The 25,031-nt window shown below is 35.7% G+C and carries 28 protein-coding genes; 8 read left to right on the top strand and 20 right to left on the bottom strand.

Translation table 11 applies throughout. The features are described from left to right. Nucleotides 1-94 precede the first annotated feature (94 nt). The 5 genes from scpC to ACFQU5_RS13315 all read right to left on the bottom strand — a co-directional run bounded on the left by scpC (nucleotide 95) and on the right by ACFQU5_RS13315 (nucleotide 3,990). On the bottom strand, nucleotides 95-1,600 hold the full coding sequence (gene scpC / locus ACFQU5_RS13335; RefSeq protein WP_390288531.1) for a succinyl-CoA:acetate CoA-transferase ScpC: 1,506 nt from the start codon (nucleotides 1,598-1,600) through the stop codon (nucleotides 95-97). Between the two features lie 186 nt (nucleotides 1,601-1,786). Next, nucleotides 1,787-2,443: a ribonuclease H family protein gene (locus ACFQU5_RS13330; protein ID WP_390288529.1), complete on the bottom strand. Its 657-nt coding sequence runs from the start codon at nucleotides 2,441-2,443 to the stop codon at nucleotides 1,787-1,789. 183 nt (nucleotides 2,444-2,626) lie between these two features. Further along, entirely contained in the window at nucleotides 2,627-2,818 is a 192-nt protein-coding gene (locus ACFQU5_RS13325; protein WP_390288527.1) for a spore coat protein, read from the bottom strand. A 242-nt stretch (nucleotides 2,819-3,060) separates the two neighbouring features. Next, the gene (locus tag ACFQU5_RS13320; RefSeq protein ID WP_390288525.1) at nucleotides 3,061-3,492 is read right to left on the bottom strand and encodes a spore coat protein; all 432 of its coding nucleotides are present in this window, start codon (nucleotides 3,490-3,492) and stop codon (nucleotides 3,061-3,063) included. Between the two features lie 24 nt (nucleotides 3,493-3,516). Further along, nucleotides 3,517-3,990, bottom strand: coding sequence for a spore coat protein (locus ACFQU5_RS13315; protein ID WP_390288523.1), 474 nt, complete (start codon nucleotides 3,988-3,990; stop codon nucleotides 3,517-3,519). Nucleotides 3,991-4,437: 447 nt separating this feature from the next. Here ACFQU5_RS13315 and ACFQU5_RS13310 point away from each other — a divergent pair, with 447 nt between their 5' ends. From ACFQU5_RS13310 to ACFQU5_RS13295, 4 genes are all read left to right on the top strand, one after another. Further along, a complete protein-coding gene (locus tag ACFQU5_RS13310) occupies nucleotides 4,438-4,722 on the top strand; it encodes a DUF3219 family protein (RefSeq protein ID WP_390288521.1) in 285 nt (94 codons plus the stop codon). An 18-nt stretch (nucleotides 4,723-4,740) separates the two neighbouring features. Next, a complete protein-coding gene (locus tag ACFQU5_RS13305; protein ID WP_390288519.1) occupies nucleotides 4,741-5,739 on the top strand; it encodes an LLM class flavin-dependent oxidoreductase in 999 nt (332 codons plus the stop codon). Nucleotides 5,740-5,771: 32 nt separating this feature from the next. Next, nucleotides 5,772-6,380 (top strand): methyltransferase, encoded by a 609-nt coding sequence (locus ACFQU5_RS13300; RefSeq protein WP_390288517.1) that lies wholly within the window; start codon nucleotides 5,772-5,774, stop codon nucleotides 6,378-6,380. A 238-nt stretch (nucleotides 6,381-6,618) separates the two neighbouring features. Continuing rightward, a complete protein-coding gene (locus tag ACFQU5_RS13295) occupies nucleotides 6,619-7,623 on the top strand; it encodes a nucleoid-associated protein (protein WP_390288515.1) in 1,005 nt (334 codons plus the stop codon). Between the two features lie 64 nt (nucleotides 7,624-7,687). Here the strand turns inward: ACFQU5_RS13295 and ACFQU5_RS13290 are convergent, their stop codons facing one another. From ACFQU5_RS13290 to ACFQU5_RS13265, 6 genes are all read right to left on the bottom strand, one after another. Further along, on the bottom strand, nucleotides 7,688-7,990 hold the full coding sequence (locus ACFQU5_RS13290) for an ArsR/SmtB family transcription factor (protein ID WP_390288513.1): 303 nt from the start codon (nucleotides 7,988-7,990) through the stop codon (nucleotides 7,688-7,690). Nucleotides 7,991-8,008: 18 nt separating this feature from the next. Then, the gene (gene arsC / locus ACFQU5_RS13285) at nucleotides 8,009-8,431 is read right to left on the bottom strand and encodes an arsenate reductase (thioredoxin) (RefSeq protein WP_390288511.1); all 423 of its coding nucleotides are present in this window, start codon (nucleotides 8,429-8,431) and stop codon (nucleotides 8,009-8,011) included. Nucleotides 8,432-8,445: 14 nt separating this feature from the next. After that, nucleotides 8,446-9,741, bottom strand: a complete 1,296-nt coding sequence (locus ACFQU5_RS13280) for an arsenic transporter (protein ID WP_390288509.1) — start codon at nucleotides 9,739-9,741, stop codon at nucleotides 8,446-8,448. A 295-nt stretch (nucleotides 9,742-10,036) separates the two neighbouring features. Next, a complete protein-coding gene (locus ACFQU5_RS13275; RefSeq protein ID WP_390288507.1) occupies nucleotides 10,037-11,536 on the bottom strand; it encodes a malate:quinone oxidoreductase in 1,500 nt (499 codons plus the stop codon). A 252-nt stretch (nucleotides 11,537-11,788) separates the two neighbouring features. Beyond that, nucleotides 11,789-12,439, bottom strand: a complete 651-nt coding sequence (locus ACFQU5_RS13270) for an SDR family oxidoreductase (protein WP_390288505.1) — start codon at nucleotides 12,437-12,439, stop codon at nucleotides 11,789-11,791. Nucleotides 12,440-12,597: 158 nt separating this feature from the next. After that, entirely contained in the window at nucleotides 12,598-13,338 is a 741-nt protein-coding gene (locus ACFQU5_RS13265) for a hypothetical protein (RefSeq protein WP_390288503.1), read from the bottom strand. A 204-nt stretch (nucleotides 13,339-13,542) separates the two neighbouring features. Between ACFQU5_RS13265 and ACFQU5_RS13260 the strand changes: the two genes are divergently transcribed. After that, nucleotides 13,543-14,367, top strand: a complete 825-nt coding sequence (locus ACFQU5_RS13260) for an EcsC family protein (protein ID WP_390288501.1) — start codon at nucleotides 13,543-13,545, stop codon at nucleotides 14,365-14,367. A gap of 73 nt (nucleotides 14,368-14,440) precedes the next feature. On the opposite strand, the gene purU is transcribed toward ACFQU5_RS13260, so the two are convergent. After that, nucleotides 14,441-15,346, bottom strand: a complete 906-nt coding sequence (purU, locus tag ACFQU5_RS13255; RefSeq protein ID WP_390288499.1) for a formyltetrahydrofolate deformylase — start codon at nucleotides 15,344-15,346, stop codon at nucleotides 14,441-14,443. A 132-nt stretch (nucleotides 15,347-15,478) separates the two neighbouring features. Between purU and ACFQU5_RS13250 the strand changes: the two genes are divergently transcribed. The 3 genes from ACFQU5_RS13250 (at nucleotide 15,479) to pabB (ending at nucleotide 18,153) form a co-directional block, all read left to right on the top strand. Then, a complete protein-coding gene (locus tag ACFQU5_RS13250) occupies nucleotides 15,479-15,688 on the top strand; it encodes a hypothetical protein (RefSeq protein WP_390288497.1) in 210 nt (69 codons plus the stop codon). A 147-nt stretch (nucleotides 15,689-15,835) separates the two neighbouring features. Further along, a complete protein-coding gene (locus ACFQU5_RS13245) occupies nucleotides 15,836-16,417 on the top strand; it encodes an anthranilate synthase component II (RefSeq protein ID WP_390288495.1) in 582 nt (193 codons plus the stop codon). Further along, complete coding sequence (pabB, locus tag ACFQU5_RS13240) at nucleotides 16,414-18,153, top strand: aminodeoxychorismate synthase component I (RefSeq protein WP_390288493.1); 1,740 nt, start codon at nucleotides 16,414-16,416, stop codon at nucleotides 18,151-18,153. The genes ACFQU5_RS13245 and pabB overlap by 4 nt, the downstream gene beginning before the upstream one ends. Before the next feature lie 79 nt (nucleotides 18,154-18,232). On the opposite strand, the gene ACFQU5_RS13235 is transcribed toward pabB, so the two are convergent. From ACFQU5_RS13235 to ACFQU5_RS13200, 8 genes are all read right to left on the bottom strand, one after another. Then, nucleotides 18,233-19,948: a GMC family oxidoreductase gene (locus ACFQU5_RS13235; RefSeq protein ID WP_390288491.1), complete on the bottom strand. Its 1,716-nt coding sequence runs from the start codon at nucleotides 19,946-19,948 to the stop codon at nucleotides 18,233-18,235. A gap of 42 nt (nucleotides 19,949-19,990) precedes the next feature. Beyond that, nucleotides 19,991-20,770, bottom strand: a complete 780-nt coding sequence (locus tag ACFQU5_RS13230) for a gluconate 2-dehydrogenase subunit 3 family protein (RefSeq protein WP_390288489.1) — start codon at nucleotides 20,768-20,770, stop codon at nucleotides 19,991-19,993. 223 nt (nucleotides 20,771-20,993) lie between these two features. Then, complete coding sequence (locus tag ACFQU5_RS13225; RefSeq protein WP_390288487.1) at nucleotides 20,994-21,320, bottom strand: hypothetical protein; 327 nt, start codon at nucleotides 21,318-21,320, stop codon at nucleotides 20,994-20,996. A gap of 475 nt (nucleotides 21,321-21,795) precedes the next feature. After that, nucleotides 21,796-22,260 carry a peptidoglycan recognition protein family protein gene (locus ACFQU5_RS13220; protein ID WP_390288485.1) on the bottom strand — a complete coding sequence of 155 codons (465 nt, stop codon included), beginning with the start codon at nucleotides 22,258-22,260 and terminating at the stop codon, nucleotides 21,796-21,798. A 45-nt stretch (nucleotides 22,261-22,305) separates the two neighbouring features. After that, a complete protein-coding gene (locus tag ACFQU5_RS13215) occupies nucleotides 22,306-22,884 on the bottom strand; it encodes a TetR/AcrR family transcriptional regulator (RefSeq protein WP_390288483.1) in 579 nt (192 codons plus the stop codon). A gap of 38 nt (nucleotides 22,885-22,922) precedes the next feature. Next, a complete protein-coding gene (locus tag ACFQU5_RS13210; RefSeq protein ID WP_390288481.1) occupies nucleotides 22,923-24,098 on the bottom strand; it encodes a thiolase family protein in 1,176 nt (391 codons plus the stop codon). Nucleotides 24,099-24,182: 84 nt separating this feature from the next. Beyond that, entirely contained in the window at nucleotides 24,183-24,581 is a 399-nt protein-coding gene (locus ACFQU5_RS13205) for a MaoC/PaaZ C-terminal domain-containing protein (RefSeq protein WP_390288479.1), read from the bottom strand. Beyond that, entirely contained in the window at nucleotides 24,578-25,027 is a 450-nt protein-coding gene (locus ACFQU5_RS13200) for a MaoC family dehydratase N-terminal domain-containing protein (RefSeq protein ID WP_390288477.1), read from the bottom strand. Before ACFQU5_RS13200 ends, ACFQU5_RS13205 begins: the two co-directional genes overlap by 4 nt. Nucleotides 25,028-25,031: the final 4 nt, after the last annotated feature.

The following is a 25,031-nucleotide window of genomic DNA, read 5'->3' as shown; positions in this document are numbered from 1 at the left end:
AGCACTAGTGCTCTTAAAATTAAATTCCCCCTACATAGAAAACCCCTTTGTTAAAAGTTTCTTTTAACAAAGGGGTTTCTTTTATTTTTGGGATTTACAGTTTCATTGTACCTGTTCTAGCTGCGTTTACATGCCAGGATAGCGCTTTTTCTAGGTTGTGCGGGGTATGGGCATTCCCTGTTAAGGAAACTGCTTCATTATAATAATTCCAAAGCTGTTGTTTAAAGTCCGGATGTACACAATTTTCAATAATTAAAGAAACTCTCTCTTTTGGTGCTAGGCCCCTTAAGTCTGCTACTCCCTGTTCCGTCACAATGACATGAACATCATGCTCTGTATGATCATGATGGGCAACCATTGGGACGATAGAAGACAGCTTTCCGCCTTTAGCATAAGATTTCGTAACGAAAATACTTAATCGTGAGTTGCGAGTGAAGTCACCAGATCCTCCAATTCCATTCATCATCTTCGTTCCGCCAACATGAGTGGAGTTTACGTTCCCATAAATATCAACTTCTAGTGCCGCATTAACGGCAATCAGACCTAAACGACGGATAACTTCAGGATGGTTAGATACTTCTTGTGGACGAATGATGATTTTATCAGCATAATTTTCAATATTCCCGTATACTTTTTTCTGTAATTCTTCCGAGATCGTGATTGAAGTGCATGATGCAAAGGCTACCTTGCCTGCATCGATCAAGTTAAACACCGCATCTTGCAGAACTTCAGAAAAAATAACCAAATCTTCAAATTCCGACTCTTTAAATCCTTCTAATACAGCATTTGCAACAGAGCCAACACCCGATTGCAATGGCGCTAACTTGTTTGTAAGACGACCTGCTTCAATTTCACTTCGGAGGAAATTTAATAAATGATTTGCCATTTCTTGTGTTTCATGGTCCGGGTCGACAATAAGTGATGGTGCATCCTGTTCGTTGGACACAACAATAGCTATTATTTTCCCCGGATCAACTTTAATGCCAATGTCCCCAATTCGGTCAATTGGATTTAATATTGGAATTGGTTTTCTTTCGCCTTGATCTTCAGGGATATATATATCATGCACCCCTACTAATGATTCCGAGTGTGCTAAATTTAATTCAACGATAATATTCTTTGCATGTTTAGCAAAAATCGGCGAATTTCCAACTGATGTCGTTGGAACTAGGAAACCATCGCTAGTAATAGCAGTTGCTTCTATAATCGCAAAATCAATTGGACCAATAATTCCTTGACGTACTAATTCTGCATTATGGGAAAGGTGAGCATCCACATATAATACTTCCCCACTATTAATTAGATTTCGTATGGCAGGGTCTCCTTGATACGGTCCGCGTTTCCGAATCCCTCCAGCTTGAGCTAAAATTTGATCGACTTCTGGTCCCAATGATGCCCCAGTATAAACATCGATTTTCAGCTTTTCATTTTTTGCACGTTCAGCTAACGCTAAAGGTACTACTTTTGCATCACCTGCACGCGTAAAACCACTCATACCAACAATATCGCCATCTTGTATGAATCCCGCTGCTGCTTCAGGTGAAACAACTTTGTTGACTAAACTATTTATTCCAATTCTTTTTACAACTGCTTCTTCCATTTCTTCTCCCCCTAATCTCATTTAATTTAAAATGATAGATTCTCTCACCCATTTATTTATGCAAATAGATTTAAAAATAGAACAAAAGCAGGAAGAGAAAATGTTTAGGAGGAAAATTTAAGTTTACATAATCATATCATTGTTGATATAAAAAAGACTTGCTAAATAACCAAGTCTTTATCCTACCTATTGAAGTTCTATTTGTCCTGTAATTTCAACTCCTTGTAGACTTTGAGTAGCTAGTCTATCCGCTTCAGCATTTAACTTACGTGGAACAAGTTCAAATTCCGGTGTTATGCCAAGATTGTTTAGTTTCTCGTCAATTCGATCTGCCCAGCTTGCAAGGTCTTTTTCATATGCCGGCCATTCTCCACTCATTTGGTTAATGACAACCTGTGAATCTCCTAAAAATTGAACAGTTTGATGATGTACATCCAGTAAATCCAACTCAACAATAGCTAAGTGAAGTGCAGCATACTCAGCTTCATTATTTGAATTCAGTCCGGAAGCAGGGGCATTTCGTCTTAGTCTATAGGATTTTCCATTTTGTTCATAATATATAGCAATCCCTAAACCAGCATTAGCTGTTTGAATATCGTAGCCCCCATCAAAATAAACTCTTACATTATGCGGTTCTGTATCGATTTCTTTTATATATTTCTTTAGCTCTTTAGACACCCATGTACTGTCATGCTGGTCAATATACTCAATCTTTTTCGCACGCCCAGTTTTCTCTAAATCTTCTCCAATTGTCAAAGCGTGTGCAGGTGGCATTTCATCGGAACGGAATATTGTTTCAATTCCATTTTTCGTTTTGTATGTCCATTCGATTGTTATTTTCATGAAGCCCTCCTAAAGTATCCTACTTACAGATATTATGACCAATACTCAGATTATTTTTCAACCCGTATGTATTAATTATAGAAGGATTTTGTTACCTCATATTAAATTACAAAAATTAACGCAACCATTGTTAGTCGCCTATAAGAAAAACGCCCCTATTTCGAGACGTTTCAAAAGATATTTTTATTCCTTTGTTGAAGAAGACGATTCTTTCACAAATGTATCTACTTGTGATTTCAATTCTTCAACTAAATCCCTAATCGCCTGCTTTTGCTCATCAGATAACTTTGATTTGGCATTATCAATATTCACATTGTTTTTGCGAAAAACTTCACTTACAAGTAAATCAACAACCTTATCCGGAATTGCACTCATTTTATCACTCCTTTTCGAAATGACGTTTTTTATAAGTATATGCAATTAACCTAAGAAACGAGAGGATTATACAAGTCTTGTACATCTAATCTCTTCAACTGGCCCATTGACTCTATATATAGGAATTTTCCACGCAACATTGAAGAATTGTACAAGTTGCGTGGAAAACTTTGTGTAATTTAAATTCAATTTAATTTTTTATGATTGAATGTTTCACTGAAAATTAAATTTTATCGTGGTTGTTATAGCACATCTAATTTAGCAACAATTGCAACTAGAATTTGAAGAAGCGCTTGAATATTTACAGAAACATCAGTATCTGTTGTTTTAACCTTAACATTTTTACTGCCTTCAATAATTGTTTTTTGTCTATTGCTTTGCTTTGTTTTCATAAATTGTTTTAAGTCTTGAGCCACATTGTTTCCTTGCTCATTATCACCAATTGTTATACTAATAACAGCCACAATTGCTGCTTGGATTCCTAGTTGTAATGATAAAGCTACCTGTGTATCAGTAGTAGTTACTTCAACACATTCAGAATCCCTAACAATAATCCATTCGTCGGATATTTGCTTTGTTACTTGTTTTTGCACCGCTTCTTGATCAACATCTGCGTCATGATTTCTGTGGTGGTCATCACAATGATCTAAAGCTCGCCACTTTTTTTCTGCCATTTTATTCCCCCCTTTAAATTCGGATTAAAGTACATCGATTTTCACTACTAACGTAAGTAATACTTGGAGCAATGCTTGAATGCTGACTGATAAATCAGTATCTGTTGTGTGGATATGAACATCTTTACTGTTATCTACATAAATTCTTTGTCTATTTGATTGCTCATCATCAAATTTTTGGAAGACTTCTTGTGCAACTGCACGGCCCTGTTCTGAATCTCCAATTGAAATGCTGATTACTAAAGCAATCGCAAGTTGTAATCCTACTTGGAGAGAAACTGCACCTTGAGTATCGGTAGTTTTTACGTCTACGTTACAAGAATCCTTGATCCATATTACTTCGTTTGATTCTTGTTCCATTTTAAAAATTTGGTCATATTCCTGATCTACGAAAGCATCCTCACTCCAGTTTCTTCTCTTGGGCATCATCATTCCAGTTTCAGCAACCATTACTGATTCGGTTTCAGCAACCATTACCGATTCCATTTCCGCAGCCATGACACTTTCCTCCTCCATTACTAAACTAGGAGTGTTGCAGTGTCTGCATTTCTTTTTCTTGCTAGCGTTTTTGTGGTAACAATTTGTACATTTCCAACTTCCCATTTATGTTCCTCCTTTCCTGGTAGATTCAAGCTGTAACCTATTATCAACTTGACACTAATAGAATATGGATATTTAGATAGTTGGTGTAGTTGAATATCATTATTATGAAAATTTTATATAAAGTTAAAAACCGATTGAATAAAGACATAGGCGAGAAAGCGAATTGGTGGGCTATTAGATTAGTTCCGAGGAATTTTCGATTAATTTAGTTATACTATCGGGAGTTTTAGATCAAGGTTATGTACTTTATTTGTGCATATCTATTCCATAATTCCTTTTAATTTACTCTTCTTTCCCAACAGTGATATGATTTCCATACTAACTTTTAAAGGGGGAATTATTATGGTTAAAGAAATTAAGTTAAATGATACCGTGATACCTGTCGAGAAATACGAAAAGACAACTGTAGATGGTTTACATAACATTATTATTGACTTTAAAGTGACAAGTGAAAATTATCATGATATTGCAGTCTTGTTATATGAAGGAACATTTAATGTCTCAGTTCCGGAAAAAAACTTAAGTTTTAAAGGATCCATACAGCAATATTGGACCTCTGTTACGAATCTTTATGAAAATGGGCAAATTGGAGATTATCATGTTTCCTTATTAGAGGTGAAGAATTAAGAAAAGAGGTAGTACACAATGAAATTGAGTATATTAGATCAATCCCCTATTTCATCCAATCAAACAGCACGTGATGCCTTAAATGAATCACTTCACCTTGCAAAAGCTTGTGAACGGTTTGGATATACACGATATTGGATTGCAGAACATCACGATTTACCGGGATTGGCATGCTCTGCACCTGAAGTAATGCTAAGTTTAATAGGAGCAAACACAGATCGAATACGCATTGGCAGTGGTGCAGTATTATTACCTCACTACAAACCTTATAAAGTTGCCGAAACCTATAATATGCTTGCCACCCTCTTTCCAAATCGAATTGATATAGGTATCGGTCGTTCACCTGGCGGCTCAGCTGAAGCAACAAATGCTTTATCGGATAACTTTTTACAACAAGTATTTAAAATGGCTGATTTAGTGGATGAATTACTTCATTTTCTAAAATCTGATTTTCCGAATGAACATCAATTTTCTAAAATAAAGGCTTCTCCAGTTCCAGAAAATCCACCCATCCCTTGGATGCTGGGCACCAGCGAAAAAAGTGCCCAACTTGCGGCTCAAAATGGCTTACCCTATGCCTTTGGACAATTTATGAGTGATTTGGATGCCGTTTCGATTATTGATAACTATAGAAAGGCATTTATAAGCAATAAATTTAGTCATGTTCCTGAAGTATTGTTAACGGTTCCTGTAATATGCGCTGATACAACAGAAAAAGCTGAGGAAATAGCTTGGAGCTCACTCATTTGGCAAATACAGCAAAACCGTGGAGAAGGGTCAAGGGTACCTACAATTGAGGTAGCGAAGAATTTTGAGCTTACAGTAAAAGAAAAAGAGCAATTAATAAATTTAAAACAAAAAATGATTATTGGTAATCCACAAGAAGTTAAAAATGTTCTTACAGAAATGCAATCAAAATATAAAATAGATGAGTTTATGATTCTAACAATTACCCACTCCCCAGAAGATCGACTGGAGTCTTATAAACTATTAGCAGAGGAAATATTTTCTCATTAACCATTTTTAATCACGATTGGAGAATTACATAAGTGAACGAAGAATACTATGAGAAATTGCTAAATATCAATACTCAAGGAAATAAAAGTGAAATCAATCATTCGATACATTACCATCCTTATGAACCTACACCATACTTGGCACTAGAGGAATTATTCAAGCATTATGAAGTACGGCCAAATGATCACATTGTTGATTTCGGCTGTGGTAAAGGAAGGTTAAATTTTTATCTAAACCACATATTTCAAGTACATGTTGCAGGAATCGAGATGAATAAAACCTTTTTTCAATCGGCATTGAAAAATAGAGAACGTTACTTAAAGAAGGCATCTAGTACTTCAGAGACTATTCAATTTCACTGTTGCTTAGCAGAACTTTATGAAATTCAGCCAGATGATAACCGATTCTATTTTTTCAATCCCTTTTCCTTACAAATCTTTATGAAGGTTTTAAATAATATCTTGATATCAGTAGAAAACCATAAACGGGAAGTTGACTTAATCTTCTATTATGCTTCGGATGATTACACATATTTTTTAGGTCAACATTCTAGGTTTGAGTTGATAAAAGAGGTCCCTCTTCCGAATCTTTATGTAAAAAATGCATACGAAAGATTTTTAATCTATCGTCTAACTGTTTAAATAAAAAATAAAAAACCGTTTCCACATGTTAAGTGTTACCAAGCACCTAACGGAAACGGTTTTTTAAATTGAATCTCTTGTATTCTATAAATTATTATAAAGTATCTTATTATTTTTGTATAGTTCTGATAGCAAATTTATAGCTGGCAATTATTAGCTCTATGAAAAACTATGAAAATATTTCTGGTATATGTTATTGTATATTCTCCAGAATTTTTATATTAGAAGGTGAAAGAATTTGTTAGAAGTAAGCGAAAGTAAATTAAAACAGTACGTCTTGCATTATGTGAGTGATACATTAATTCTAGGCGAAGAGGCATTTCCTCCGCCAGAGCTCCTCCTTGAAGCAGCCTTTACGCAACTAGCATTCAACAAAATTGACCTAGACCAGCAATACGAGTTTTTCCATGAAACAGACATTCATTTAAATGAGATTTATACATTTACAAAATCAATTTTTAATGATGAGAATACATTCCTGGAACAATCAAAAAATATCGCGACACATTTACATAGTTCATCCCAGCATCCAAATATTAAAGATGGTGAACTGTTTATCGGACTTTTCGATAATTGTATTTGGAACAATGAAGTAAAAAAAGTTATTTCCATTGTCAAAATTGATGAAAAGGAAATATTCCTGGATGTGAAAAATGATCAAAATAAAATGATTGTTAATGGAATCGATGGGATAAACGTAAAGAAAATCAATAATGTGGCTATCTTTGTGGATATGGGTGCTGACGAGACACCTGCTGTATTTATTAAGACTAAAAGAAAAGAAGATATTGTTTACTGGCAAGAACGCTTTTTAAAAATCAAGGTAACAGATGAACATTATTTTAAAACGAATTTAGCACTAACTGAATGTAAAAAGTATATTCTAAAAGAAGATCGCTTTACCAACACAGAGAAACTGGGATTATTAAACAAAACCCTTGATTTCTTTAGAAATGAAGAAGAATTTCAGGTGGACGACTATATTGAATCCGTCTTTGAAAAGGCGGATACTACTCAAAAAGATATTATTGTGAATACGGTAAAACCATATGAAACAGTTATTTCTGGTTTTGCTATTGAAAAAGCAGAAAAAACATACAAACGAAAAATTAAACTTGATTCCAATATTGAAATTCAAGTTAACGTCCAAAACATCGAACAAGTTGACGAACTAATTGAAGTCGGCTATGACGAGGCTACCAATCGCAAATATTATAAAATATATTTTCAGGAAGAAGAATAATTTTCCCCAAAATACATGCAGGCGGAAAAAAACATCGAGTTTTTCTCCGCCTGCTTCTTTTACTCTACTTACATGAAGAACTACATTTAGAAGAGTCTATCTCCTCTAATTCATTCAGCACAGCTTGAATGATTGGTGTTTGGTTCTCTATAAGTCGATAATGCTTCCAGGTGCCTAGTTTACGCGCCGTAATAATACCAGCTTCCTCCAACTTTTTTAAATGCTGGCTGACAGCGGGTTGAGAAATTCCCAGGACATCGACGAGATCACAAACACATACCTCTCCAACCTTTAAGCAGCTTAATAGAGTTAAACGATTGGCATCTGATACCGCCTTTAGCTGTTTTTCCATTAATTGAAGGTCCATATGTTCACCTCTGCTCTATTATAGTCCAGTACCAGCAAAACGTTGGATTCTCTCTCCTATTTCATCACGGACACGCTGGAAGAAAGCCCATTTTTCCTCTTCATTGCCTTGCGCTTTAGCAGGGTCATCAAATCCCCAGTGTTCACGTTTGACATTTGGTGGTGTTACGGGACACTTATCGTTGGCATCCCCACATAAGGTAACGACTAGCTCCGCATTATTTAGTGTTTGTACATCAATAATATCAGAAGTCTGAGTCGAAATATCAATACCCACTTCTTTCATTGCTTTAATTGCATTGGGATTTACGCCATGCGCCTCGATGCCAGCACTTTTCACTTCCCATTCATCGGTTGGTAATAACTTTTTTGCCCATCCTTCTGCCATTTGACTTCTGCAAGAATTCCCTGTGCACAAGAAATAAAGTGTCTTTTTCGTCATGTTAAAATGCTCCTTTAGAATAAAATCAAAGATAAAAATAATCCAAGTAATGTAATGAATAGAATTGGTATTGTGAGAATTATCCCCGTTTTAAAATAAGTTCCCCAAGAAATTTTTACGCCCTTTTGAGAAAGTACATGGAGCCAAACTAATGTAGCTAGTGACCCAATAGGTGTAATTTTCGGCCCTAAGTCAGAACCAATGATATTTGCGTATATTAAAGCTTCCCTTACAATTCCAGTGGTGTTTGTCTCAGCTATAGCTAATGCATCAATCATAACAGTAGGCATATTATTCATGACAGAAGACAAAATAGCCGCTATAAACCCCATAGCAATTGTTGCTGCAAACAATCCTCTATTTGCATAGTATTCAATAACACCAGCCAATGAATCTGTTAACCATGCATTTCCCAGTCCATAAACAACCACATACATTCCTATTGAGAAAAACACAACATTCCATGGAGCCCCTTTCATAACTGCTGTCGTATTGACCACTGCGCTTTTTCTTGCCATCAATAGGAAGAAAACTGCAATGATTCCTGCTACAAAGGATACAGGGATGCCTATATACTCACTTGAGAAATATCCAATTAGCAACAATGCCAAGACATACCAAGAAAGTTGAAACATTTTGTGATCTTTGATGGCTTCTTTTGGCTGTCTTAACTTTGAAATTTCGTAATTTCTAGGTATGCTTTTTCTAAAATAGACTAGCAAAACCGAAATCGTTGCAAGTAATGAAAATAGATTTGGCAAAATCATTCTTGCAGCGTATTCCAGAAACCCAATATTAAAAAAATCTGCCGATACAATATTCACCAAATTACTTACTACGAATGGCAATGATGTTGTATCTGCGATAAATCCACTCGCCATAATAAATGGAAAAATCATTTTTTCCTGGAAATTTAAATTTCGAACCATCGCTAACACAATTGGCGTTAATATTAAAGCAGCTCCATCATTTGCAAATAATGCGGCCACAATCGCCCCTAAAATGCTTACAAAAACAAACATTTTAAACCCATTGCCTTTTGCGGCTCTAGCCATATGTAATGCAGCCCATTCAAACAACCCAATCTCATCCAGTATTAATGAGATCAGTATAATGGCTACAAACGAGATTGTGGCGTTCCAGGTAATCTCTACGACTTCTCCCACATCCCCTAAATCAACTACACCTGCAATTAAAGCAAGAATTGCCCCTATACATGCAGTCCAACCAATATTTAGCCCCTTTGGCTGCCAAATAACGAAAATTAATGTAACTAGAAAAATAAGTGTTGCTGCTATCGCTGTAAACAATGAAGATTTCCTCCTAAATATAATGAAAACAAATGCTGGTATTGGGGTTAATATTATTTGAATCCCTAGGCATATATAATGAATCTCTTATATAATAGATTACTTATATATAAAAATCAATTATTGAATTTAACAACCTATGAATAACGCAAACACTAACAAAACCCTCGTACATAGATTGCCCATTGTGAAGATTTCGCATGCGGTATTTAATAAACCAAACCCAACAGACACAACAAAAAACCATCAATCTGCAACTTGACTCACAGATTGATGGTTCATGGATTTATTGAAATTAGTTATGAACTACTTCTTTTTCGTTCAGTCCAAGAACTTCAGCAGTTGAAACTTGGATTTCTTCTAGTAATGCTGTGTTTTCAACTAGTGAAAGACCATATGAAGGAATCATTTCTTTGATTTTTGGTTCCCATTCTTTGATACGATCTGGGAAGCACTTATTCATAACATCCAGCATTACATTTACAGCTGTAGAAGCACCTGGAGAAGCTCCAAGTAATGCAGCTACCGAACCGTCAGCAGCAGTTACCACTTCAGTACCGAATTGAAGAGTTCCTTTACCTGCATCTGTATCCTTAATTACTTGAACACGTTGTCCAGCTACAACGATATCCCAATCTTCAAGTTTAGCATTCGGAACAAATTCTTGTAGTTCCTCTAAGCGTTGCTCGTTTGATAACATTACTTGTTGGATTAAATACTTTGTTAAAGACATTTCTTTTACACCAGCAGATAACATTGTGAATAGGTTATTTGGTTTAACCGACGCGATTAAATCCATATTTGAGCCAGTTTTTAGGAACTTAGGCGAAAAACCTGCAAATGGTCCAAACAATAATGATTTTTTGTTATCAATATAGCGAGTATCTAAGTGTGGTACAGACATTGGCGGCGCACCAACTTTTGCTTTACCATACACTTTGCCATGATGTTGTTCAACGATTTCTTGATTATTACATACCATGAATAAACCGCTTACCGGGAACCCACCAATATGTTTTGATTCAGGAATACCCGTTGCTTGTAATAATGGAAGACTCGCGCCACCAGCACCGATAAAGACAAATTTCGCTTTATGGTATTCCATTTTGCAACCATCCAGGTCATGGACTTTTACTTCCCACATACCATCGCTGGAACGTTTGATATCAGCAACAGAATGCTTATAGTTTACTTCAACATTTTGTTTTCCTAAGTGTTCGAATAACATACGTGTTAAAGCACCGAAGTTAACATCCGTACCGCTATCAATTTTAGTAGCAGCAATAGGCTCGTTTTCTTTACGTCCATCCATTACCAGAGGCATCCATTCTTTTAGCTTTTCTGGATTCTCTGTGTACTCCATACCTTTGAATAATGGATTAACTGAAAGCGCTTCAAATCGTTTTCTCAAGAAATTAACATCATTTTCTCCCATAACTAAGCTCATATGTGGAATTGCTTTGATGAAATCTTCTGGATTAGTGATTAAGTTGTTTTTTACAAGATATGCCCAAAATTGTCTTGAAAGTTGGAACTGTTCGTTAATATCAATTGCCTTTTTTATTTCAACCGTACCATCTGGTTTTTCTGGTGTGTAGTTTAGTTCACAAAGTGCAGAGTGTCCTGTACCAGCATTATTCCATTCGTTAGAACTTTCCTCACCTGGTTTATCAAGTGATTCGAAAACCTTAATTTCCCATTCAGGTGCTAATTCTTTAAGCATAGATCCTAAAGTAGCACTCATTACACCAGCACCAATTAAGATAACGTCTGTTTTTTCATATCTAGTACTCATAATTACCTTCCTTATCTCCCCTATATTTGCAAAGATGCAGGTGATTTCCCGTAGTAGTTAGATACATCCAGGACCACCTTCTCTGTATTAATTATAACCGTATAACATTATAATATATTTTGTGTTAGATTAAAATATCTACTATTATATAATAAGTTTCCAGTTTGTAAAAGGTGAAATAAATAGCATTCTAAGTGCTAAGTCTAGAAAATTCTCGTAATGTTTATTTTAAGGGAATTTTTTAAATACCAATTAAACACATGAATTTATTGCTTCAAATATGGATATTTCACCTGAAATGACCTTGAATTCCTTTTGAATGGTTGACTGATTGTCTAAGCATGCAAGAACAAGTTTTGCAACATCTTCTCTAGAAATTTCACCTCTGTTAACATCCTTGTTAATGACCTTCACAGACCCCGTTCCCTTTTTATCATTCAATTGCCCGGGATGAATGATTGTGTATGCGAATGATGACAATCTTATCCACTTGTCAATATAATAATTTTTAATCATTATTGGACGAAAGTAAACAGGGAGATGATTCCAATCTGCTTTACTAGTTTCAAAAGTACTTATATGAACAATCCGTTTAATCTGTGTATGCTTTAATGCTTCCAATAATTTAATGGTCTCATCAATTTCATCTAATGGATCTGTTTGTATGTGGTCAATACTATGTTCAGCAATTACGAGAGCATCCATATTTTGAACTGCCTTCACAAATTTTTCAGTCGATTCTTCATTTTTGTATATAAAATTATCAATACCTTTTTCATTAAAATACGCTTCCTGTGCTTTGTTTTGCAACATTACTTTTGCCCGGTGTCTTCCACCTTCAAGTATATATTGAAGTAAATGCCTGCTAATTTGACTATTCGCACCAATCACGAGAATATTCAATTCCCTCACAACCTTTAGACGAGATCTTCTACCTACATATTGGTCTAAAAATGATAAATTTAACCATAAAAATTATAATTTCTAATGTTTGAACCCATCACGAAAAACCGACACATGGCTATTTACATGTCGGCTAGACAATCCTAATTTGCTATCCACTAATTATCATCCTGAATCTTATCAAATAACCAATAGCTGGCTTGATCAGCAATATACCTCTCGTATTTATTTTTACTATATAAATAAACAGTTTTAAGTAATGAATGGACTTCTTTCCAATGAAGGACACTAATTCCTTTCGGGAATGGAAGTTCTAGCCGGTGAGGCAATAATTCCCTTACCAGTTCCTCGGAAGTTCTATATTCATTTACCTTTCGAAAACCAATGGGACTATTATATCGATCTAAGATTAATAATGAAAAATAATAGTCTCTCTTCTTTGCATAATTAGTACCGACATCAATATGCCTTATAATTTCATCTCTTTTTGATTGATAATCGGAATCTAAAGTAATATCTGATTTGTACTTTGCCTCGATAAACCATACAAAGGTGTCGGACTCAATGATAATGTCAATATCCGCTTTTCCTTCATTTACTGGGAGGCTTTTTGGTGGGCGAATTGTTTTCCATAATTTGATTTGAATTTGTTCTGTTACATGCGAAAACTCTGATTGAAATGCTTTATAAAATAACTCATCAACCCAAAGTCGACGATTTATCTGGTTTAGTGTTCGAAAAACATTCCAAACCATTGCATCTTCTCTATTTTCACTTTGGGACTTTTCAAGTCTTCTTTTTTGCCAATATTCCAGCTGAGGATCAAATTTATCTATGAGTAACGAATCTCTGAAATGCTCATGGAGCTGCATCATTTCGTTTACAGATACTCTTTCCATTTCTTCCCTCCTACAGTTCTACACGTTACTGACCAAGAAAATGGGTATCAGTAAACTATACGATTCAACTTTAAGAGACATTCATTTTGCCTTCAATTTGTCATAGGTAAGACATTGTTTAAAATGTACATACTATAAGTGAAACCTTATGACATATAAAACGTAGAAATATATAACGATATGGGAATGATGGGAGATATGATATTGGAATCAAAAGAACAATTAAATATTTACTTAGAGGAAATTCAAAAATGGGAAGATGATCAAAAAGGGCTTTTCTTTTGGGAGAAATTAGGTCGACTGCCATTTAAGGTGATTGATAAATTAACACCAAAATTCATCCAAGCCAAGATTGGCATTTTAGTAAATGAATTAGGTAGTTACATTCAAACTGGCGGAAAATATTTAATTAGTGAAAAGCAGATGATGAAAAAAATTCAAAAATCCACTTCTCATCCAATTGAGACATTTGAAGATATAGGGATTATGCCTATAGAAGATATGATTTCAATGAGTCAGACCTTGCAAAGTGAACGAAGTAAATTAGCAACTGTCCAAGGAGCTTCTACTGGAATCGGCGGGATCTTCACTCTTGTCATTGATATTCCGGTTATTCTAGGCATGGCATTGAAGACCTTACAGGAAATCGCCATAATCCACGGCTATAATCCAAATGAAAAACAAGAACGAGTTTTCATAGTGAAATGTTTGCAGTTTGCTTCGGCTGATATTGTTGGTAAAGAAGCAATTTTAAGCGAACTGGCAAGCATAAATCAAAAGAAAGAATCTGCCGAAAGCATGATTAGTCAATTAAAGGGCTGGCAAGAAGTTTTCTTTACTTACCGCGATAATTTTGGATGGAAAAAGTTATTTCAAATGGTCCCAATTGCGGGAATGGTGTTTGGGGCAATTATTAATAAAGGCATGATGGATGACGTATCAGAAGCTGGTATTATGCTTTATCGAAAAAGAAGAATTTATGAAAAATTACATGGAATAGAAGAAGTAAAAAATACACCAGTTGAATAAAGCTTATAGAATTGTCCCAAAAGTTGGCTAAATAAACTTTCGGGACTTTTTTATATAGAAAGCTGATTATTATTTAATGGAATACGATTGTTTTATTTCCCTCAACAATAATACGATTTTCTAAATGCCACTTCACAGCTTTTGCTAAAACGCGGCGCTCAATCTTTCCACCAATTTTCTTTAATGTCGCAACATCATCCCGATGATCAACCCGTTCCACATCTTGTTCGATAATTGGTCCTTCATCTAAATCATTGGTTACATAGTGGGAAGTTGCTCCGATTAATTTTACCCCTCTTTTATATGCACGGTCATAAGGATTTGCACCAATAAATGCTGGCAAGAATGAATGATGGATGTTGATAATCTGATTTTCAAAATGATTCACAAATTCAGGGGTTAAAATTTGCATATATCGCGCTAAAATCAACAAATCGACATTGTATTCTTCCATCAACGCAATCTGTTGTGCTTCCACCTCTTTGCGAATATCTTTATTGGCTGGCAAGTAATAAAATGGAATGCCGTAAGACTCTACGATGGAACGAGCATCCTCATGATTACTGATTACCACCGCAATATCCGTTTGTAGATCTCCATTTTGCCATTCCCAAAGCAATTCTAATAAACAGTGTAGCTCTTTTGATACATATATTGCCGATCGTTGACGGTTATTTAAATAGTAAAAGTGATATGTCATCTCATAATTATCCGCAATTTGCCTAAATTCCTGTTCCATCTCTTGAGCTTTAGTTTGAAGATGGTCGCAATAATATTCTAATCGGATAAAAAAAGTCCCATTTTCCGGGTCACTTGAATATTGACTGGATTCTATAATATTCGCATTGTATTTTAGTAAGAAGCTTGATAGCACAGATACAATTCCAGGTTTATCAGGACATTTTACTAATAGTCTTGCTCGATTCTCTACTTGTGAACTTTGTTGTTTCTTTTCTTTCTTTACTTGTTCAGCTTGCATTTTATGTACACTCCTACTCATTCTTAATTTTTCCATTATCTATTATTTTCTATTTAGTAGCAACCATTTGGAATATTGTTTACATAATCTACACAAAAAATTCGCATATTAAAGAAGAAAGGAGATGAGCAGATGAGCCAAAATAAAGATTTTGATGAATACTCAAACTTCGATGATCGAGGATTACAAAGTCAAAGCAGTGCTACTACATCAAAAAGTTCTTATCAAGTCAATTCTAAGTCGAATGAAGAATTTGCCGAAGAGAAAAACCCACTCATGAAAAAAATTAAAAATAGCACTATTATGAAAAAGGTTGAAAAATTTATCAATGCTAATAAGTAACACTGCACCTATACCTCGATTTCAAGTCGAGGTATTTAATTTTCCAATTCAATTCATTCTTCAATGTTACTTCAAATTCTCGCATTTCCGATATATTTCTTCTATAATAAACCTCATATTACTCACCTAGAAAGGGAGACTATCAAATTGATACTAGTCATCGATAATTATGATTCATTTACCTTTAATCTGGTCCAATATATTCAATCAGTTGGTGAGGAAGTCGTTGTAGTTCGAAATGATGAGATTAGCTTAAAAGCAATAGAGGATATGCAACCTGATTCTATTCTACTATCCCCTGGACCTGGAAATCCGGATAGTGCAGGAATTTGCTTAAGCGTTGTAAAAGAGTTTCATGAACAGATTCCAATTTTAGGCGTATGTCTTGGTCATCAAATTATTGCACAGGCATTTGGCGGGAAAGTACATAAAGCAATCACTCCCATGCATGGGAAAGTCGAATTTATTATTCATGATGGAAAACAGATTTTTAAAGATATACCCTCCCCTGCCCCTGTTACACGATATCATTCATTAATTGTTGATGCATCAACATTACCGGGCTGCTTGGAAGTCAGTGCTAAAACAGAAAGTGGAGAGATAATGGCCATACGACACAAACATTATCCTATCGAAGGTGTACAATTTCATCCTGAAGCAATTCTTACGGAAAACGGACTTCAAATGATACAAAATTTCTTTACTAATAGACAAAGGATACCATCATGAAAAAAAAATCTGTAGAACCACTCTTATCATTCGAATTTGCTTCTTCCAACGGTGAAGTGCAACCTATTACATTTACAAGCCCTATAAAGACAATTGTTGCTTATACAATAAAAGAAATTTACCCAAGCTTTCAATTAATCCAGGAAGCAGTCGACCGCGGGTTTTATGCCGCTGGATATATCTCCTATGAAAGTGCACCTGCCTTTGACCAAGCGTTTCAGGTAAATCAAAATCCAAATATGCCCTTACTATGGTTTGGGATATTTTCTGAACCTGTAAGAGAGAACCTTGAAAGTGATAAAAGCTACACACTTACTAATTGGACACCAAATGAAACACGTCAACAATACGATTGTGCAATAGAATCCATTAAATCTTCGATTGAAAATGGGGATTCATATCAGACAAATTATACAATTAGGCTAAATTCACAGTTTCAAGGTGATGACGTAGCTTTCTTTAACAAGTTAAAACAGGCGCAATCATCTAATTATTGTGCATATCTTAATACCGGGGAATTTAGTATTTTATCTGCATCACCAGAGCTTTTTTTCCATTTAAGGGGCGATCAAATTACAACACGGCCTATGAAAGGAACAATTGCTAGAGGCAAAACTCTATCAGAGGATCAGGAAAATGCAAAATGGCTATACGATTCAGTAAAAAACCGTGCTGAAAACGTAATGATTGTCGACTTATTGCGAAATGACTTAAGTATCATTGCAGAACAGGGGTCCGTTCACGTTCCAAAGTTATTTGAAATTGAACACTACCCTACAGTTCACCAAATGACATCTACCATTACAGCGAAAGTGAAACAGAACACTTCCTATTTCGACTTATTCAAGGCCCTTTTCCCTTGTGGTTCGATTACTGGGGCACCCAAAATTAGTACGATGGAAATTATTTCTCAACTAGAAACGGCTGCCCGGGATGTATATTGTGGTGCGATTGGTTATTTCACACCTGAAAAAGAAGCAATATTTAATGTGCCGATCCGAACAGTAGTCGTTAATCAAAAAACAGGAAAAGCAACCTATGGTGTTGGGGGTGGGATTACTTGGGATTCAACAGCATCAGGCGAATTTGAGGAGGTACTGACAAAAGCAAGCTTCCTTGAACAAGAGAAACCTGTTTTTGATTTGCTTGAAAGCATGCTTCTAACTAATGGGGAAATCTATTTACTAGAAGAGCATCTCAATCGACTTGAAGAATCATCCAAATTTTTTGATTTTCCATTTAGTCGGGGTGAAATAAAGGCTATTTTATTTAATTTCTCTAAAGATATTCCATCAGGCGATTATAAAATCCGTCTGCTTATGGCACAATCAGGGCAAATAACAATAGAATCGCAACCTATAGTTGAGCAAGCAGATCTGAAAGTTGTTAAATTAGCAATGGGCCCAATTAGTAAAAAGAATGTGTTTTATTACCACAAAACTACTCATCGTCATGTCTATAACCAATTCCAGCAGGATGGTGTCTTTGATGTGCTTTTATGGAATGAAGACGAAGAAATAACTGAATTCACGAATGGTAATATCGTATTAGAAATAGATGGAATGCTTTATACCCCTCCTATTCGAAGCGGGCTTCTTGCAGGGACTTTTCGTGATAAGTTAATAAAGGAAGAAATTATCCAAGAAAAAGTGCTGACATTGTGTGACCTAAAAGAATGTTCGAAAATTTGGTCCATCAATAGTGTTCGAAAATGGGTCGAGGTCGAACTAATTTAATATGTAAGAAGAGAATGTTATCTTAGCTGATTACATTCTCTTTTTGATTCTCGTATATTTGTAACGAGATGCTTATTTTTTATACTAATGATCCGCCATTTTTTAAATATAAATCAATACCCTCGGCAGCCCGGTAAGATAATGCACCTACTGTACCAGTCGGATTATACCCTGAGTTATGTGGGAATGCACTCGCCCCTGGTACGAATATATTTTCATAATCCCACATTTGCATGTAATTATTTAATGCACTTGTTGAAGGATCATCCCCCATAATTACGCCACCCGTGTTATGTGTTGATTGATATGGAACAATATTATAAGGACCCTTTTCTCTTTGTACGATAATTTCAGAGGCACCCATTTCCTTCATAATCTCTTCAGTTTTGGTTGCCATGAATTTTGACATTTCGTTATCTTGCTCTTTAAAGTCATACGTCATTCGCAATAATGGATTTCCAAATGCATCCTTGTAGGTTGGATCTAAATCTAAATAATGATAACGGAATGGCATAGAAGCCCCTTGAGCGTTAAAAGAAATGGAACGGTTATGGTATTTAACGGATTCCTCTTTGAATTTTGCCCCCCAACTTGGTGTATCCGGTCTAACAGCATTATTTTGAATAGGTCGTTTTCCAAGTTGTCCTAAGAAAATATTTGCACCATGGAGGAAATTCAAATCCGAATGATCAAAATTATCTCCGTTGAACTCATCTACAGACATACCAAGTGAACCTGCACCTGCGTAAACGTTAAATTCGCGTTCCTCAAAGAAACCTGTGGTAGAAGCACACATATTTTGATATGCATAGTTTTTACCAATGACGCCAGTACCAGTTTTTGGATCATAAGGTTTCCCTATTCCAGATTGCAGCAGTAATCGAACATTATTTAACACATAACTTGTTACAGCTACTACTTCAGCCGGTTGAATGAACTCTTCACCTGATTGCGTATCGATAAATCGTACCCCAGTCGCTCGATTTCCTTCATGCAATATTTCAACAACATTTGCATGTGTTCGTAAATCGAACTTTCCTGTCTTTTCCGCTACTGGAAGAACTGTCACGGTTGGATCAGCTTTTGCGCCGTATTCACAACCAAATCGCTCACAGAATCCGCAATACTGACATGCAGCACGGGCAATACCATCAGGGTTTGTATAGGCTTCAGATAAATTAGCAGATGGTTGTGTAAATGGTTTATAACCTAGATTCTCGCTGGCTTCCTTAAATAGAGTCATTATTGGCGTATGTTTCATTGGACCCGTAGGATATGGATTTGAACGTGGCCCACCATGGGGATTTTCTTCTCCTGAAATACCTGCCATTTGTTCAAATTGGTCAAAGTAAGGTTCAAGTTCGTCGTAAGTAATTCCCCAGTCTTGAAGTAGCATATCTTCTGGAATTTTATTTTTTCCATAACGTTCTTCTGTCATGGTTCTTATTTGGAAATCATAAGGAAGAAATCTCCACGTTTGACCGTTCCAGTGGACCCCGGAGCCACCTACATCCGTCCCCAATAAGAAAGAACCATATTGACGCATTGGAAGAGCTCGCATTTTTTCGTTATTTCTAAATGTAATTGTTTCTTTGGATAAATCCTGCATCAAATCGTATCGTAATGCATAGCGTAGTTCATCATGGACCATTATAAAATCGGATGTTTTGCGCCCTTTCCCACGTTCAAGACCAACTACTTGGTATCCTTTTTTTGTTAGTTCTGCAGCTAAAATACCGCCTGTCCAACCTACACCTATTAACACAACATCCGTTTTAGGTAATGTCGTTGCCATTCTCTATCACTCCTGTATTTTGCTATTAATTTTTAATTGCAATCAATGATTATGTTGTGAGGATAAAGATTTTGGCTCAATTTCCTCAAACTCTTCTTGTTCAATCATATTAAAGTAACTCATTTGATGACCTGGGTATTTCTTCAATTCCCATCCGGCCATACCTGCATTTCCACCATATAATGGATCTGCATATACGCCTTCAATTGTTGTGGAACGAAGTAAATTAAAGAAGTAATTCGAAGAAACTCCTTTCATCTCAACATTTCCTTCTTGGAAGTCCGTTAATACTGCATCTTGCTCTTCTCCAGATAATTCAACGAAAGGTTTTTCATATTTCTCAACACTATGATTTTCAATCGTTTCAAGCCCAACAGTAAAGATTTCTTGTCGATTTAAGCTACCTTGATACCCTTGTGTTTCTTCGCCCGGGTAGAAAGGACCGGCCATATATTCTTTTGCATTTATTCCCCAACCACTTGCTAATTGATGGTCAATAAAATAAGCTACCAATAGTTCTTGTGCTCCTGGGCCGTTATCATCAGCTGGGAAGATTCTTTCCACGGCTGCATTAGTAATATCAAATTGATTAGGTGTAAAGAACATAAGTGCAGCATTCGGATTTGCATTTCCTGTTCCTTGTGGAGTTGGTGCTTTTTTTGGATCTTCCGTTGTCGTCGTTTCATTTGTTTCTCTACCTATTAATGTTCCTACCGCACCACCGACAATTAATCCTCCGACTGTTAAACCAGAACTTTTAAGAAATGATCGTCTGGATGTACGTTTCTCTAATAGTGGATCCTTTTTATCTTGATCTGCCATAAAGTTACCTCCTAATTTAACTTTGAAATGTATAAACTACTCTATCTACTTGAAAAGGAAACTAATAAAATATAGTTCACAAGTATTTTGTATCAAATTTTCTTTTTAATACTGTTTAATCCAAAATTTTAACCAAAAATCCATGTTTTATCTAAATAGCACTGATTTGGAATTTTATGTATAAAAAAATCGACCCATTCAGGGCCGATTCTTTTAAAAAGATTTAGTCTGCTTCATTATTTGCATCGTTATTTTGTCCTTCATCTGTAATGCCTTGACCACCAACATCATTTGTAACAGGTGGCTGTTGCTCAGAATTTTCACCTGTATTACCTTCCGGTTCATTTTCTAATTGAGTATCTGTTGATGTATTATTATTCGTATTATCGTTTTGTCTCAAAGAATTCTCCTGAACCTCTTCTAAATCTTCCTCAATAACTTCAGTCGTTTCGTTAACATTATCGCTTGTTTCTGATGCATTGTCTGTATTACAGCCGACAAGTGATAACATGAGCATTAATAGGAATGGTGCATACCAAAATTTTTTCACTGACAAAACCTCCATAATAATTTGGAATTATTATGTGAGCTTTCAGAATTATTATTCGTTAAATTAATCAATTGATAAATATTAATACAAATCAACAAAACCATTTTATATAATGAACTTTTTGGCAGATACCATTTTTAATGAGGATAGATTAAATAACTTTTAATTTTGAAAAGTTATTAAAGCTCTTTCTCCTAAAATTGGGTATTGTGAATAAAAATAACCGACTAATAGCAGGAGGAAGAATAGGATAAATGCGATTAAATTTCGTTTCTTCAAACTATCAGCTCCTTTAAAATGAATGGTTTTCCCCAGTAGCGAATGATCCATATATTTCATATTTCTATGAGATTCGCGATAATTCCTTTTATTCCTACAAAAAAGAATAAAAAATAATGTTCCTTAGAGCTTTTTAAAATCAAGTTTCACCCTCTAAAAACAAAAAATCTCGCCAGTTATAAACTGACGAGCTCGACTACTTCATAAATTCCATAACTTGACTTCTCACCTCATCCATATCGATCAGTTTGCCTGGACAACTTTTCTGTACTCCCTTTAGTTCACGGTGTCCCAACACTTGATCTGGCTGTATATTATATAGTTTTAACATATAATTGCTTAACCAAAGAAAGGATGTCCATTGTTCATTCGTCGGCACTTCCATATCAAAGTCCCCTGTCATACAAATTCCAATGGAAGTTCTATTATATCCATATGCATGTGCGCCAACATGTTGTCCTCTTCCTTCAATGATGGATCCATTTTTTTCTATGAAATAGTTATAGCCTATTCCACTCCAACCTCGCTCTTTTTGATGAAATTCATGACATTCTTCTGCTGTCATGTGTTCTCGGGAAGTATGGTGAACAATTATATTTTGTACTGTTTCTAATGGTTGGAATGATTCTAAAAAGTGAAAGTTCTTTTTTATAATATTCATGTGTCTCCTACTGCATCATTTGTCAGAATTCTTGTTTCAACTATATCATGTACTATTTGTATCTAATTTTATTCCATTTAAAATCAAGTCCATATAGATACTGACAAGTTCTTCTTCTGACACTTCACCTTCAGGATTAAACCAATTATAAGAACGGTTAACCATGCCTAAAATGCCAAAAATGACAATATCACTTCTTAGATGTTCCCTGAATTCTCCTTTTTCAATACCTTCTTCAATTAATTTCTGGAGATTAATGCGAAATTCTTTTCTATAGCCATTCACCAATTTTACTTGTTCTTCATCCAGATGGCGAACCTCTCTGTTAAATACTCTTGCACTTTTCCCATGCACCTTTATATTTCGAATAATTAAATAAATCAGCCTATTCATCTTCTCTTTACAGCTAATAAATGCATCATTCAAGATAACTTCTTGTTCTTTTAAAAGTTCCATAATGTAGTTTAAATGAATATCCCTTAATAACTCTTGTTTACTTTTGAAATAATAATAAAAGGTACCCTTGGTCACGCCAATAGTATCAACAATATCTTGTATGGAAGTTTTACTGAAGCCCTTCTTATCGAAAAGGTCTATACTTTCTTTTATAATTCTTCCTCTCATAATATTGTTCCCTTCGAAAAAAAGATTTCACTACATTTTTAATTCGACTCCCTTTCTATCACTAAAGAGATTCCTTGACCGCCACCAATACAAGCTGTTATTAAAGCAAATTGTCCAGCAGAGCGTTTCAATTCATAAACTGCCTTAGTTATTAAAATTGCCCCTGTTGCTCCTAAGGGATGTCCATGTGCAATTGCACCACCGTTGACATTTAGTTTTTCTGGATCAAATTCTAATTCACGATCACAAGCAATTACTTGTGCAGCAAACGCTTCATTTAATTCAATAATATCCATATCAGATAAAGAGAGGCCGAGCTTCTCCATTAATTTCTGCGTTGCAGGTACAGGGCCAATTCCCATGATGTTCGGGTCTACTCCTGCAACAGTTGAACCCTTTATAGTAGCAAGGGGTTGAATACCTAGTTCTTCTGCTTTTTCTCGTGACATGATGACCAATGCAGATGCTGCATCATTCAAGCCTGAGCTGCTACCTGCTGTTACGGTACCATCTCTTTCAAAGGCAGGCGGCAATTTGGCTAAGGCCGCTAAAGTCGAGTTCGGACGCGGATGTTCATCCTTGTTAAAGAGTATTGGATCGCCTTTGCGCACCGGAATACTAATTGGAACGATTTGCTCATCGAAACGGCCTTCCTCTATCGCTCTTGCCATCCTTTGCTGACTTTTTAATGAGTATTCATCCTGCTCTTTTCTTGTAATCTCGTATTTTTTTGCCAGGTTTTCAGCAGTAGTCCCCATAGCCGGGTTTCCTATTTCCTCAGGTGAGAGCAATGTTTTGCGATACTTTGGTGGAATGGAACTATAGGCTTGCTCAGGTCGTTCATATTGATAGGGTGCACGACTCATACTTTCAATACCGCCAGCAACATAAATATCCCCGGCTCCCGATTGAATAGCCTGAGCGGCTAATGCAACTGCATTGATACCAGATCCACATTGTCGGTCGACCGTTAGCCCTGGAATGTTCACAGATAGACCACCTTGTAAAGCCGTTAATCTAGCAATATTGCCACCACCGCTTAATACATTCCCTAAAATCACATCATCGATTAACTCAGGGTTTAAGTTGACTCGCTTGATAGCTTCTTTAATTACTTCTCCTCCATAAATATGTGCAGGTATGCTTGCTAGTGCTCCACCTTGTTTACCGATTGCCGTACGAACAGCCGATACAATAACAGCGTCTCTTTTCATTCATTCATTCCTTTCAGTTATTCATTTTGAATAAAATGGATTTGCCTCTTATTTTTTATTTAAATCGAGACAAACCCATTTTCATTAATAAAGTTCAAATTTAAGGTTTCCTTTTACCACATCTTTTTGCTTTTGGTTAATGGCTTTCACGTCAAAAATTAAAATTTGTTCAGTTTTCTCAACTAATTCTGCTTTTAGTGTCAGGACATCGTCCAAGAAAACCATTCCTGAGAATCGAATATTATAATCCCTGATAAACCCTTCTTCATAATAGGGGGTAAATAATTTTGAAAGATTCCCCATTGTCCACATACCGTGGGCAATTATTCCTGGCAACCCCGCTTTTTTTGCTTCTTCATCGATTGTATGAATCGGATTAAAATCACCAGAAGAACCGGAGTACTTGATAAGATCCATTCGGGATACGGGCTTTAAGGAAGTCTCAAGAGATTCTCCTATACCTATCTCATTTAAAACTGTCATACGTTTAAGGACCTCCTTACTGTTTCAGTAATAATTGTAATCGATTCTTCTGTGAAGATTAATTGACCGTTCGAATCTTCACCATATCTTTTCATTTTTAGAAAGCCCATTTTCCCTGTGCTACCTTCTTTTTCATAGTAATCTTCAATTTTCGAATAACAGTAGACTTCTTCACCTACTAACAAAGGTCTCTCGTAATGATAGATTTGCTCTCCATGGATTAACCCTTTTAAAGGCAGCTTTAGTCCTTCAATTGAACCCGACCTTAACACTCGCGGAAATGTAGGAGGTGCGATGTTCGTACCGAATCTAGATTGCTTTCCTGTTTCTTCATCTACAAAAATTGGGTGATTATCGCCAATTGACTCTGCAAAGCGTCTAACCAATTCACTTTCAACGACATTTCTAACTTTGATGGAAGTTAGACCAATATAGTCTTTATACATTTCG

Source organism: Ureibacillus sp. GCM10028918 (genome assembly GCF_042666115.1).
Classification (GTDB): domain Bacteria; phylum Bacillota; class Bacilli; order Bacillales_A; family Planococcaceae; genus Ureibacillus.
This window is presented reverse-complemented; position numbering and strand designations above follow the sequence as displayed.